The organism is Shinella daejeonensis, assembly GCF_024281235.1.
Classification (GTDB): Bacteria; Pseudomonadota; Alphaproteobacteria; order Rhizobiales; family Rhizobiaceae; genus Shinella; species Shinella daejeonensis.
The window spans coordinates 53,865-66,335 of the sequence record NZ_JAHWXY010000011.1 but is presented as its reverse complement, the minus strand read 5'-3'; the positions used below and the strand labels follow the sequence as shown (position 1 = coordinate 66,335).

At 66.5% G+C, this 12,471-nt stretch carries 11 protein-coding genes; 7 read left to right on the top strand and 4 right to left on the bottom strand.

Features of this window, described 5'->3' with window-relative positions; translation table 11 throughout:
* Nucleotides 1-13: 13 nt before the first annotated feature.
* The 3 genes from KYK29_RS19265 to KYK29_RS19255 all read right to left on the bottom strand — a co-directional run bounded on the left by KYK29_RS19265 (nucleotide 14) and on the right by KYK29_RS19255 (nucleotide 4,982).
* The gene (locus tag KYK29_RS19265; protein WP_254692520.1) at nucleotides 14-1,537 is read right to left on the bottom strand and encodes a protein adenylyltransferase SelO; all 1,524 of its coding nucleotides are present in this window, start codon (nucleotides 1,535-1,537) and stop codon (nucleotides 14-16) included.
* A gap of 81 nt (nucleotides 1,538-1,618) precedes the next feature.
* Nucleotides 1,619-2,794 carry a GNAT family N-acetyltransferase gene (locus KYK29_RS19260; protein WP_254692519.1) on the bottom strand — a complete coding sequence of 392 codons (1,176 nt, stop codon included), beginning with the start codon at nucleotides 2,792-2,794 and terminating at the stop codon, nucleotides 1,619-1,621.
* Nucleotides 2,795-2,888: 94 nt separating this feature from the next.
* Nucleotides 2,889-4,982 (bottom strand): S9 family peptidase, encoded by a 2,094-nt coding sequence (locus tag KYK29_RS19255; RefSeq protein ID WP_254692518.1) that lies wholly within the window; start codon nucleotides 4,980-4,982, stop codon nucleotides 2,889-2,891.
* A 309-nt stretch (nucleotides 4,983-5,291) separates the two neighbouring features.
* Between KYK29_RS19255 and KYK29_RS19250 the strand changes: the two genes are divergently transcribed.
* The 3 genes from KYK29_RS19250 to trhA all read left to right on the top strand — a co-directional run bounded on the left by KYK29_RS19250 (nucleotide 5,292) and on the right by trhA (nucleotide 6,851).
* Entirely contained in the window at nucleotides 5,292-5,654 is a 363-nt protein-coding gene (locus KYK29_RS19250) for a DUF930 domain-containing protein (protein ID WP_254692571.1), read from the top strand.
* A 112-nt stretch (nucleotides 5,655-5,766) separates the two neighbouring features.
* The gene (locus KYK29_RS19245; protein ID WP_254692517.1) at nucleotides 5,767-6,090 is read left to right on the top strand and encodes a TraR/DksA family transcriptional regulator; all 324 of its coding nucleotides are present in this window, start codon (nucleotides 5,767-5,769) and stop codon (nucleotides 6,088-6,090) included.
* A 95-nt stretch (nucleotides 6,091-6,185) separates the two neighbouring features.
* Entirely contained in the window at nucleotides 6,186-6,851 is a 666-nt protein-coding gene (gene trhA, locus KYK29_RS19240; protein ID WP_254692516.1) for a PAQR family membrane homeostasis protein TrhA, read from the top strand.
* A gap of 123 nt (nucleotides 6,852-6,974) precedes the next feature.
* Here trhA and msrB read toward each other — a convergent pair whose 3' ends face one another.
* Nucleotides 6,975-7,382 (bottom strand): peptide-methionine (R)-S-oxide reductase MsrB, encoded by a 408-nt coding sequence (gene msrB, locus KYK29_RS19235; protein ID WP_254692515.1) that lies wholly within the window; start codon nucleotides 7,380-7,382, stop codon nucleotides 6,975-6,977.
* A gap of 364 nt (nucleotides 7,383-7,746) precedes the next feature.
* Here msrB and KYK29_RS19230 point away from each other — a divergent pair, with 364 nt between their 5' ends.
* The 4 genes from KYK29_RS19230 to KYK29_RS19215 are packed head-to-tail and all read left to right on the top strand — an operon-like array spanning nucleotide 7,747 to nucleotide 12,470.
* A complete protein-coding gene (locus KYK29_RS19230; protein WP_437437277.1) occupies nucleotides 7,747-10,104 on the top strand; it encodes a putative monovalent cation/H+ antiporter subunit A in 2,358 nt (785 codons plus the stop codon).
* Nucleotides 10,101-10,526: a Na+/H+ antiporter subunit B gene (locus tag KYK29_RS19225; RefSeq protein ID WP_254692514.1), complete on the top strand. Its 426-nt coding sequence runs from the start codon at nucleotides 10,101-10,103 to the stop codon at nucleotides 10,524-10,526. Before KYK29_RS19230 ends, KYK29_RS19225 begins: the two co-directional genes overlap by 4 nt.
* 56 nt (nucleotides 10,527-10,582) lie before the next feature.
* Nucleotides 10,583-10,903 carry a Na+/H+ antiporter subunit C gene (locus tag KYK29_RS19220; protein ID WP_254692569.1) on the top strand — a complete coding sequence of 107 codons (321 nt, stop codon included), beginning with the start codon at nucleotides 10,583-10,585 and terminating at the stop codon, nucleotides 10,901-10,903.
* Between the two features lie 19 nt (nucleotides 10,904-10,922).
* A complete protein-coding gene (locus KYK29_RS19215) occupies nucleotides 10,923-12,470 on the top strand; it encodes a Na+/H+ antiporter subunit D (protein WP_254692513.1) in 1,548 nt (515 codons plus the stop codon).
* Nucleotide 12,471: the final 1 nt, after the last annotated feature.

Genomic DNA, 12,471 nt, shown 5'->3' with positions numbered 1-12,471 from the left:
CCCCCGGATGAGGTCAGGTCCCGCAAAATGTCGCGGTGATCTCTTCGCCCGGTTTCGGCGGTTCGGCATAGGCGGAAAAGCCCGGTGCATCGTCATAGGGACGGGCAAGGACATCGTTGAGCGCGTGGAAGAGCGAGAAGTCGTCATGGTCGGCCGCCGCGCGAAGCGCTTCCTCGACCTTGTGGTTGCGCGCAATGAAGGCAGGATTGACGCGGCGCATGGCGGCGGCCCGTTCGGCCGGTGTCGCCCGTTCCCGGCCGAGCCGCGCGCGCCAGGCGTCAAGCCACGGCCGGGCCGCCTCCGGCTGTTGCAGCAGTTCCGCGAAAGCTGCGTCGGCGGCAGGATCTTCCGCCGCGTCGCAAAGCCGGCGGAAGGCGAGCGTGAAGTCCGCGCTGCCGTCGAGAAGAAGCATGAGGAGGTCGCGGATAAGCTGTTGATCCGATTCGTCTTCGCCGGCTTCCGAAAGCCCGGTCTTGGCGTGGATGGTTTCCTTCCAGCGGAGCTGGAACAGATCCATGTAGCGGGCGACGGAGGCGTTGGCGAGGTCCACCGCCTTGTCCTCAACGGGGTCGATGAGCGGCAGCAGCGCCTCGGCCAGCCGCGCCACGTTCCACTGGCCGATCATCGGCTGGTTGCCATAGGCGTAGCGCCCGCCGTGGTCGATGGAGGAATAGACGGTGCGCGGATCGTAGCGGTCCATGAAGGCGCAGGGGCCGAAATCGATCGTCTCGCCCGAAATCGTCATATTGTCGGTGTTCATGACGCCATGGATGAAACCGACGCCGAGCCAGCGGGCGATCAGCGCCGCCTGCCGCGCAGCCACGGCGTCGAGCAGCGCAAGATAGGGCCGTTCGTGTCCGGCCGCCTCGGGATAGTGGCGGGCGATGGCGTGATCGGCCAGCACGCGCAGGTTTTCCCGGTCGCCGCGCGCGGCGAAGAACTGGAAGGTGCCGACGCGGATATGGCTCGACGCCACCCGGGTGAAGACGGCCCCCGGCAGGGTTCGTTCGCGGTAGACCGGCTGGCCGGTCGCCACCGCCGCCAGAGCCCGGGTCGAGGGAATGCGAAGCGCGTGCATCGCCTCGCTGAGGATATATTCGCGCAGCACCGGGCCGAGCGCCGCCCGCCCGTCGCCGCGCCGCGAATAGGGGGTCGGGCCCGCGCCCTTCAGCTGGATATCGCGGCGCTGGCCGTCGCGGTCGATCACCTCGCCGATGAGGATCGCCCGGCCGTCGCCGAGCTGCGGCACGAACTGGCCGAACTGGTGGCCGGCATAGGCCATGGCGAGCGGCAGCGCGCCGGGCGGCAGCCGGTTGCCGGAAAACCAGTCGGCGGCATGGCGTTCCAGCCGTTCGGGGTCAAGGCCCAGCTCTTCGGCGAGCGACCGGTTGAAGGCGATGAGACGGGGAGCGGCGACGGGCGTCGGGTCGACGGCGGTGAAAAAGGCGTCCGGCAGCCGCGCGTAGCTATTGTCGAAGGGGAGGGTGCCGGGCCTGTCCTGTGCTGTCGTCGCGCCGCTCATGATCGTTCCGTCCATTCCGTGCCTTTCCCTTCAGATAGGGTTTGCGGCCGGAAAACGAAAGGCCGGAAAACGAAAGGCCGGAAAATGAGAGGCTTGTCAGGCGATCACCAGAAAAACGCCGAGGCTCTGGCCGAACCGGGCGAGTTGCCGCAGCCGGTGCGGCAGGATCTCGTAAAGCTGCTTCAGGCCCGGGCGCAGCCGCGCCGTCCACAGGTTCGCATAGGCGCGGCCGGCGAGATTGGCAGGCAGCGCATAGGTTTCGAGCGCCAGCGTGCGATTGCTCCGGCTTTCCTTGTAATCGGCCGGGTTGGCGAGCAGGTCGTAGGTGGCGACGCCCTTTTCGATCAGCCAGCAGACGGTCATGTCCATCTGCGTCTTGCCGGGTGAGGCGTCGCGCAATTCCCAGTCGAAGGCGCCGAGATAGGCGTGGTAGTGGCCGTGATGCAGGAAGCCGAGTTCGCCGGCGACCAGCCTGTCGCCGGCCCGCAGCACCGAAAGACAGGCCCCCGAGAGGCTGTCGCGATCGCCGGACAGGCGGGCGAGGAAGCGCTCGAAGCGGTCGAAGGCAAGGCCGGCCCCGCGCCGTCCGGTTTCGCGCAGCCAGATGCGCTTGAAGCGGACGCAGGTTTCGATCGCTCCTGCAAACGCCGGATCGCCGGGAAAGAGGACGTCGAAGGACAGCGCGCCGTGCCGCGAAAGGGCGGATCGCCGGCGGTTCCTGTTGCGGCGCTGCGTCTTGCTGAGGCTTGCGGCATAGGCGTCCGGCGAGGCGAAGACGGAAAGGTCGAGCATCGCCGCCGTGTTGGCGCGGCCGGCAAGCGGTGTCGATCCGGCCAGCGTGCGGGCGAGCGCGGATCCCTCCGGCACGCTTTCCAGCAGGGCGACGTCGTGGCGGGCACCGGTCAGGCCGGCCAGCAGCCGTCTTGCGGCGTCCTGCCCGTCGAACGCCGGGTCGATCAGGATATTGGCATATTGGCTATGCGGCCAGCCGAGCGGTTCGAGGCGCTTCAGCCCGCGCCCCGACAGCATCAGCGGCCAGACGGCGATAAGCGAGCCGTTCCGCCGCAGCAGGTGGATTTCCGGCCGGCGGCGGGCATTCCCGAACGCCTCGATCCAGCCGTGGCACCAGTCGGCGCTCTGGAAATAGGAGAGCGGGTCGGCGGCGCGCGCATCGAGCTGCCGCCAGTCGTCCATCACGGCCGCCATGGCGGCGCGGTCGCGCAGCACACGATGCTCGATTACGGCTTCGCGCTCGTTCCGGTGAATATCCATGGTCTTCCGTCCGCCTCCCGCCGGGGACGCTAGCAGCGGGGACTGAAGAAAACCTTTCGCCCGGCCCTGCCGGCCGGCCCCTGCGGGCGGGACGTCACATCTTTTCCGTCACCTTGAGCGCGAAGGCATATTCGAAGGCGATCTCTTCGAGCCGCTGGAAGCGGCCGGACGCGCCGCCGTGGCCGGCGTCCATATTGGTCTTGAGCAGGATCGGCTCGGAGCCGGTGGTGTTCTGCCGCAGCTTCGCCACCCATTTCGTCGGTTCCCAATAGGTCACCCGGGGATCGGTGAGGCCGGAGAGCGCGAGGATGGCCGGATAGGGCTTCGCCGCGACATTGTCGTAGGGCGAATAGCCGGCCATCAGGTTGTAGAAATCCCGGCTGTCGATCGGATTGCCCCATTCCGGCCATTCCGGCGGGGTCAGCGGCAGCGTGTCGTCGAGCATCGTGTTGAGCACGTCGACGAAGGGCACGGCGGCGATGATGCCGCCGAATTTTTCCGGCGCCATATTGGCGATCGCCCCCATCAGCATGCCGCCGGCCGATCCGCCTTCGGCGACGATCTTCGCGTAGGAGGTGAACCTTTCCTGATTCAGATAGTCCGCCGCTGCGATGAAGTCCTTGAAGGTATTGACCTTCTTGTCCATCTTGCCGTTCTCGTACCAGGCAAAGCCCTTGTCCTTGCCGCCGCGGACATGGGCGATGGCGTAGATGAAGCCGCGATCGACGAGCGACAGGCAATTGGTGTTGAAGGATGCCGGGATCGTGATGCCGTAAGCGCCGTAGCCATAGAGCAGGCAGGGGGCGGAGCCGTCGAGGGCCACGTCTTTCCGGTAGAGCAGGGTGACGGGGACCGTCTCGCCGTCGAAGGCCGGCGCGAAGACGCGGCGGGTGATATAGTCATCCGGATCGTGGCCGGAGGGAACCTCCTGCGTCTTCAGCAGCCTGCGCTCGCGCGTCGCCATGTCGTAGTCGAAGAGCTGCGACGGCGTCGTCATCGAGGAATAGGAAAAGCGGATGACGTCGGTGTCATATTCCGCAGCGCCGGACAGTCCCAGCGAATAGGCCTCCTCGGCGAAGGCGATGGCGTGTTCCTCGCCGGTGGCGCGGTCGCGGACGACGATGCGCGGCAGGCCCTCGTGGCGCTCCAGCCAGACGAGATGGCGGGCAAAGGCCATATGGCTGAGGATCAGCGTGCCGGGGCGATGCGGCACGACCTCCGTCCAGCTCTCGCGCTCCGGCGTCGCCACCGGCGCTTCCATGATCTTGAAGTCCTTGGCCCCGTCGGCGTTGGTCAGGATGTAGAAGACGTCGCCGCCTTCCGTCATCGAATATTCGAGGCCGGCATGGCGCGGTGCGACGATGACCGGATCGGCGGAAAGATCGGCGGTGGCGATCAGGCGGTATTCGCTCGTCTCGTGGTCATGGATGTCGATATAGATGAAATCGTCGATCAGCGAGCCGCCGACGGAGACGAAGAAGCCCGGATCCTTTTCCTCATAGACCAGCCGGTCCATTTCCTGCGGCTCGCCGAGCGTATGGTGGAAGACCTTCGAGGGGCGGTGGTTCTCGTCGAGCGCGGTGTAGAAGAAGCTCCCGGCGTCCGGCGCCCAGACTCCGCCGCCGCCGGTGTTGGCGATGGTCTCGGCGCGGTCCTCTCCCGTCGAGAGGTCGCGGACCTTCAGCGTGAAATATTCCGATCCCTTGTCGTCATATCCCCAGATGCCGAGCGAATGGTCGCTGGAGTGATCGAGGCCGGCGAGGCGGAAATAGCCCTTGCCGGCGGCCTCCTTGTCGCCGTCGAGCAGGATCGTCCGCTCGCCGCCCTCGCGGGGCTCGCGAAAATAGCGCGGCTGCTCGCCGCCGGTCACGAAGGCGGTGCCATAGGCATGGGGGCCGTCCTTCATCGGCACCGAGCTGTCGTCCTCCTTGATGCGGCCGCGCATCTCGGAAAAGAGCTGCTTCTGCAAGGCCTCGGTATCCGCCATGGCGGCGGTCATATAGGCGTTTTCGGCGTCCAGATGGGCGCGGATGTCCGCCTTGAGGATCGATGGATCCTTGAACATCGCCTGCCAGTTGTCGTCGCGCATCCAGGCGTAGTCGTCGGTGCGGGCGATGCCGTGGTGCGTGTCCGTGACCGGTTTCCGGGGGGCGACGGGGGCAGCGGGAAGGTTCTGGAAAACGGACAAGGGCTCACTCCGGAAAATCGGTCGGGGGACTGCGGCGGAAAAGACGGCCGCGACACTGTTGACAGACAGAGATAGAGAGCCCGGCCGCCGGCATCAAGCCGAAAGGCAAGGGCGATACGGCCGGCCGGCGCACCGCCGGGAAGGGGCGGCGGTCCCCGGCTTGAAACCGCAGGTGGGTTGTCACAGGTCGGAAAATGGCGATATTGCCGGCCGATCCCGAATTGAGACGTCGTGACGACGACCAGAAGAGGAGGCGAAACCTTGCGAGTTCACCCCACGATCACGCGCCTTGTCCTCGGCGCGCTCGTCATGCTGCCGTTTGCGGCGGGACCCGCCCAGGCCATCGACACGCGCGTGCGCAACCAGTTGATGAAGCTGACGCCCGAGGAGCGGCTGGAGCAGCGCTGCGATATCGAGGCGATGGAACGCATCAGCCGGGCGAAAAAGGGCTTTCGGCCGGACAAGGTGATCGCCTACACGTTCGGCGATCCCAAGATCGACGGCACGATGCTGAAGACCAAGGGAGCGGTGTTCCGCAGCAAGGGCGAATGGTATCGCCTGTCCTACCGCTGCGAGGCGGCGCAGGACCGGCTCTCGGTGACGGGCTTCAAGTTCCGGATCGGCGACCGGGTGCCGCACCGGGAATGGGCGGCGCATTATCTCTACGACTGATCGGTCCCTGTCCAAGCGAAGGGCGTGACCTTCCGGCCGGCCCGGCGGGGCGGCTGTCGTTTTCCTTCCGGATGATCCTATATTGAAGGAGAGAGGAAAGGAGGCTGCGGCCATGATCGACCAGGCGCATTACAGGGATATCCTTCTCGCCCGCAAGCGCGAGCTTTACCGGCGGCTGAACAGGATCGACACGGATCTCGACACGCTGAAGAGCGCGGACAGCGCCGATCGCGCCATTGAGCGGGAAAACGACGAGGTCCTGGAGGAATTCGGCCACACCGGCCTGAAGGAACTGGAGGCGATCGAGGCGGCGCTGGACCGCGTCGCCGCCGGCACCTTCGGCATCTGCGCCAAATGCGGCAAGCCGATTTCCGCCGCCCGCCTGGAGGCCGTGCCGCACGCCGCCCTTTGCGAGGAATGTATCGCCAGCCTCTGAGCGGCGGGCCGGTTTCATGTCTTTTCGCCCGCGTCGGCCTTGCCGTCGCCGGCCGGACGCGGCACCATGGGGCTTGCGAAAGGAAGACCGGCCCCATGGCAGGCGAGAGCTTTGCATGGAACTACGACCGTAGCGAACTGATCGCCGACGGTATCGTCCACGGCGTCGGCGTCGTGCTAGCGCTTGCGGGCGCGGTCGCGCTCGTCGCTTGCGCCGCCGTCTGGTCGTCGGGCGGTGTGCTGGCCGCGGTTTCCGTCTATGGTGCCGGCCTGGTGCTCGCGCTGGGCATTTCCTGCGCCTATAATGTCTGGCCCGTCTCGGCGGTCAAATGGCGGCTGCGGCGTTTCGACCATGCGTCGATCTTCGTGCTGATCGCCGCCACCTATACGCCCTTCCTGCAACGCGGCGTCGACGAGCCGGTGCTGGCCTTCATGCTGGTCGCCATCTGGGTCGCCGCGATCGCCGGCGCCGCGCTGAAATTCCTGCTGCCGGGACGTTTCGACCGGCTGGCGATCCTGCTCTATCTGCTCATGGGCTGGAGCGGCGTGCTGGCGGCCGAGCCGCTTGCAAGCAGGCTTCCGGCCATCACCATGCTGCTGATCCTTGCGGGCGGCGTGCTCTATTCGGTCGGTGTCGTCTTCCATGTCTGGGAGCGGCTGCGCTTCCAGAACGCGATCTGGCACGGCTTCGTCGTCGCCGCCGCCGCCACGCATTACTCGGCGGTGCTGGCGAGCATCGTGGCGGGCGGGCCGAATCTTTAGAGCATTTCCGGCAAGAGTGTGAAACGGTTTTGCGTCCGGAAATGCGGCGAGAACGAAAAGATAGAGCGGTCCTATCCATTCCGTGAAAACCGGAACCGCTCCGGGGACGCTCCCGTGCGCGTGTCAGTCCGCGTCGAAGGTGAGCGCCACGCCGTTCATGCAGTAGCGCAGGCCGGTCGGCGGCGGGCCGTCGGGAAAGACATGGCCGAGATGGGCGTCGCAATCGGCGCAGCGGATTTCGGTGCGCGTCATGCCGTAGGAACGGTCGACATGCTCGGTGACCGCGCCGGGCTCGATCGGCCGCACGAAGCTTGGCCAGCCCGTGCCGGAATCGAATTTCGCTTCCGAGCGATAGAGCGGCCGGCCGCAACAGACGCAACGATAGGCGCCCTTTTTCGAACTGTCGAAGTCGGGGCTGGAAAAGGCCCGCTCCGTGCCGTGCTCGCGCGTGATGCGGAATTGCTCGGGCGTCAGGATCTGCCGCCATTCTTCCTGGGTCTTGTCGACCTTCAATGTCGTCGTATCGCTCATGACATCCTCCTGTCGGCCCTCAGGGCATTTCCGCAATTCCGGACGCAAAGCCGCTGCGCCCTTTTGCGGGAATGACTCTAGATAGGGTGCGAAGGGCGGCGTGGCAATCGCCGGCCGGGGCGTGACGACGGAAACGGTGCTTCCCTTGCGGCTGTCGGGAGGCGGTGTCCCGCTATCGGCAGGCTTCCCGGTCGCCGGAAGGGGAAAACCGCCGAAGTGGCGGCTTTTGTGGTGGCGGTTTCGGTCGCGGCACCGTAGAAAAGTCCACTGAAATCGTTCAGGAATCGTGGGCGGCGCGCGAATCGCCGGAGAGACCGGGGCGCGAGGCAAACGGCATGTGGCGGAACAGGGAGGCCAGGGCGGGATGATGTCGACCTTTCTCGTTTTCTGCCTGCCGTTTCTGGGAGCGCTCGTCGCGCCGGCGCTGACGCGCCGTCTCGGCCATAACGCCGCCTGGCCGCTGGCGCTGGTCCCTTTCGGGATCTTCCTGCATTTTCTCGGTTTCAACGCGGAAATCGCCCGTGGCGAGGTCGTCACCGGCGGCTATGCCTGGGTGCCTGCCTATAATGTCAGCTTCTCCTGGCTGATCGACGGCCTGTCGCTCGCCTTCCTGTCGCTGATCTCGGGCATCGGCACGCTGATCGTTCTTTATGCCGGGGGATATCTGAAGGGGCATCCGCATCAGGGCCGCTTCTTCTCCTTCATCCTCATCTTCATGGGGGCGATGCTCGGCCTCGTCGCCTCCGACAGCTTCCTGATGCTCTTCGTGTTCTGGGAGCTGACGTCGATTGCCTCCTTCCTGCTGATCGGCTTCGACCATGAGCGCGAAGCGGCGCGACGGGCCGCGCTTCAGGCGCTGGTGGTGACGAGCGGCGGCGGGCTGTTCCTGCTCGCCGGCCTGCTGATCCTGTGGAACGTGACGGACGTCACCCAGCTTTCGCTGCTGCTTTCCTATGGCGAAGAGGTGCGGGCAAGCCCGTTCTATCTTGCCATCTTCTTCCTCATTCTCGGCGGGGCCTTCACCAAGTCGGCGCAATTCCCCTTCCATTTCTGGCTGCCCAACGCCATGGAGGCGCCCACGCCGGTTTCCGCCTATCTGCATTCGGCGACCATGGTGAAGGCCGGCGTCTACCTCCTGATGCGGCTCAATCCGGTGCTGGGCGGTACGCCCGCCTGGGAAACCGTCCTGCCGGCCTTAGGCGGCCTCACCCTGCTGGTCGGCGGCGTTCTGGCGATCCGCCAGACCGATCTCAAGCTGATGCTCGCCTATACGACGGTCGCCTCGCTCGGCCTTCTCGTGCTGCTGACCGGCTTCGGCACCGAAAAGGCCCTGGCCGCCGCCGCGCTCTATCTCGTCGCCCATTCGCTGTTCAAGGGCGCGCTCTTCATGGTGGCCGGCATTCTCGACCATGAGGCGGGCAGCCGCGACGTGACGCGACTGGCGGGCTTGCGCCGCGCCATGCCCGTCACCTTCGCGGCCGCCGTGCTGGCGGCCCTTTCCATGAGCGGCCTGCCGCCGTTCTTCGGCTTTCTCGCCAAGGAGGAGGTCTATGCCGCCCTTTCCGGCGGCAGCCTGCGGGCGCTCGCCTTCACGGCGGCGGCGGTGGTCGGCAACGGACTGATGATCGCCGTCGCCTTCGCCGTGGCGCTGAAACCCTTTCTCGGACCGGTGGTCATGGCGCCCGGGTCGCGCCACGAGGCGGAAAATCTTCATGAGGCGCCGCTTCTGCTGTGGTTCGGGCCGCTGGCGCTGGCCGTCAAGGGACTGGCGATCGGGATCTTCGCGGGCTTCACGCATGCGGTCCTGACCTCGCCGCTGGCCTCCGCCATCGCCGGCAAGCCGGAAACCGTCTCCGCCTCGGCCGTGCCGCATGTCGGGGCGGCGCTGGTCCTGTCGCTCGTCACACTCGCCTTCGGCGTGCTCGTCTATCTCGGCCTTGCTCGCGCGCGGGCTGCGGCCGGCCGGCTGGTCGAGGATATCGGCTGGGGGCCGGACCGGGGCTTCGATCAGGCGATGCGCGGCCTGCTCGCTTTTTCCGTGGCGGTGACGCGCTTCGTCCAGCCCGGCCGCATGGGCGTCTATATGACGGCCACCTTCCTCGCCATCGCGCTGGCGCTGCTCCTGCCGCCGGCGCTTTACGGCGAATGGCCCGACCTGCCGCTGTGGCCTGCCGGCGTGCCCTTCCATGAACTCGCCATCATGGCGCTGGCGCTGCTGGGGGTCGGCGCGGTGCTGGCGGCGAACAATCGCCTGACCGCCATTCTGGCGCTCGGCATCCAGGGCTTCTGCGTCGCCGTCATCTTCCTGCTGTTCGGCGCGCCCGATCTGGCCTTCACCCAGTTCATGGTGGAAACGCTGTCGGTGGTCATCCTGACGCTCGTCATGACCCGGCTGAAGCTCACCCCGCGCGACCATCGGCCGTTCGGCCGGAAGATCGCCGATGCGGCCGTGGCGATCGCCTGCGGCCTCGGCTTTTCGCTCTATCTGCTGAAGGTGGTACAGGGACGCTTCGACACCGCGCTCACCGACTTCTTCAATCTCTACGCCAGGACCATCGCCCATGGGTCCAATGTGGTGAATGTCATCATCGTCGATTTCCGCGGCACCGACACGCTGGGCGAGATCGCGGTGGTGATGATCACCGGCCTTGCGATCCTGTCGCTCATTCGCATCCGCAAGGGCCGGGCCGCGGCCGGCGCGGAAAGGGAGGCAAATCCGTGAACTCGCTGATCCTGCGCACGGTCGCTCCCTTCCTCACGGCGCTGATGCTGCTATTTTCGGTCTTCGTGCTGCTGCGCGGCCATAACGAGCCGGGCGGCGGCTTCATCGGCGGGCTGATCGCCGCCTCTGCGCTGGCGATCTACGGCATCGCCAACGGTGTTTCGGCGGTGCGCAAGGCGCTGTGGTTCCATCCCATGTCGATTTCCGCCTTCGGCCTGTTTCTCGCCTGCGTGGCGGGCTTCCTGTCGATGGCCTTCGCCGTGCCCTTCATGACGGGGCTGTGGGTCTATCCCGTCGTGCTCGGCGTCGAGGTGGCGCTATCGACGGTGATGCTGTTCGACATCGGCGTCTATCTCGTCGTCGTCGGGGCGATCATCTCGATTGCGCTGGCGATGGAAGGCCGGGAAGGGGAGGGACCGTGACGGAACTGCTGTTCGTCATCCTGATCGGCCTGTTCTTCGCCGCCGCCGTCTATCTGATGCTGTCGAAGTTCCTGGTGCGGGTGCTGCTCGGGGTGGTGCTGCTCGGCAACGCGGTGAACCTGCTGCTTTTCACCGCCGGCCGCATCCTGCGCGAGGTGCCGCCGATCATCCCGGCCGGCCATGACGTTCCCGTCGCGCTCACCGCCAATCCGCTGCCGCAGGCGCTGATCCTGACCGCGATCGTCATCTCCTTCTCCTTCTTCGCCTTCCTGCTGGTGCTCGTCTACCGGGCCTATCAGGACCTCGGCACGGACGACGCCAACGAGATGCGCGTCGCCGAGCCGGAAAACACCCCCGGCCCGCCGACCGGCTACTGACCAGGGAAACGAACCGACCATGGCCGCATCGCCCGCCGATCTCTCCGCCGCCCTCGTGCTTTCGCCGGTTCCGCCCGCCGACTGGTTCGTGGTGCTGCCGCCGGCCTGGTGCCTGCTTGCCGGCTCGGTGCTTCTGATGCTGCGCAAGAAGCGGCGTCTCCAGCCGCTGCTGGCCATTCCGGCGCTGGCGCTGCTGGTGCTGTTCGACGCGCTGCTTTTCGCCCATGTGCTGGAAAACGGGCCGGTGACCATGGTGATGGGCCGCTGGCTTCCGCCCTTCGGCATCGCCTTCACCGCCGATCTCACGGGAGCGCTTTTCGCGCTTGCCGGCGGACTGGTGGCGCTTGCCGGCGGTATCTATGCGCTGACCGATATCGACGGCGAGGGTCGCCGCTACGGCTTCTATCCCTTCCTCCTGCTGCTGATGGCCGGCGTTTCGGGCGCTTTCCTCACGGGTGACATCTTCAACCTCTACGTCTGGTTCGAGGTGCTGCTGATCGCCTCCTTCGGCCTGCTGGTGCTCGGCTCCGAGCGGCGACAGATCGACGGGGCGATCAAATACGCCTTCCTCAATCTCGTCGCCACGACGCTGTTTTTGATCGCGACCGGCTATCTCTACGGTATCTTCGGCACGCTCAACATGGCCGATATCGCGCTCAAGGCGGCGGCGGCGCGCGAATGGCTGCCGCTGATGACGCTTGCGGCGCTCTACGTTCTCGCCTTCGGCATGAAGGCGGCGGCCTTCCCGGTGAACTTCTGGCTGCCGGCCTCCTATCACACGCCGCGCATCGTGGTGTCGGCGCTCTTCGCGGCGCTGCTGACCAAGGTCGGGATCTATGCGATGATGCGGGTGATGATGACGCTCTTTCCGCTGGAGCGGGAGGAACTGAGCCTGCTGATCGCCGCCGCCGGCGCGGCCACGATGATCCTCGGCGCGCTCGGTGCGCTCGCCCAGAGCGATCTTCGCCGGCTGCTCGGCTATGCGGTGATCTCGGGCATCGGCGTCATGCTGGCGGGCGTATCGCTCGGCAGCCCCGGCGGACTGGGCGGCGCGATCTTCTATGCGCTGCATTCGATGATCGTCATGACCGGGCTTTATCTCGCGGCGGGCGTCGCCGGGCGGCTTGCCGGCACGTTCGACCTTAACGGGGCCGGCGGCCTCCATCAGCGCTCGGCGCTGTTTTCGGGCCTGTCGCTGATGCTGTTCTTCGCGGTCTCGAGCTTGCCGCCGTTTTCCGGCTTCTGGCCGAAGGTCATGGTGGTGAAGGCCGCGCTTGATATCGGGGCCTGGTGGCTTGCGGCCGCCATTCTTCTGGCCGGTTTCCTGACGACGATCGCTTTCGGCCGCGTCTATCTGCTTGCCTACTGGCGGCCGGCCGGCGCGGGCCGGCCGGCCGGCGACGGGCGGATCCCGGCAAGCGCGATGCTGCCGATCGCCGCCTTCGCGGCGCTCGCCCTGTTGTTCGGGCTGTTGCCCGAGCCGCTTCTGGCGGTCGCGCAATCGGCGGCGCGGGGGCTGATCGATCCCGCCGCCTATATCCGTTCCGTCTTTCCGGGGGTGACCTGAC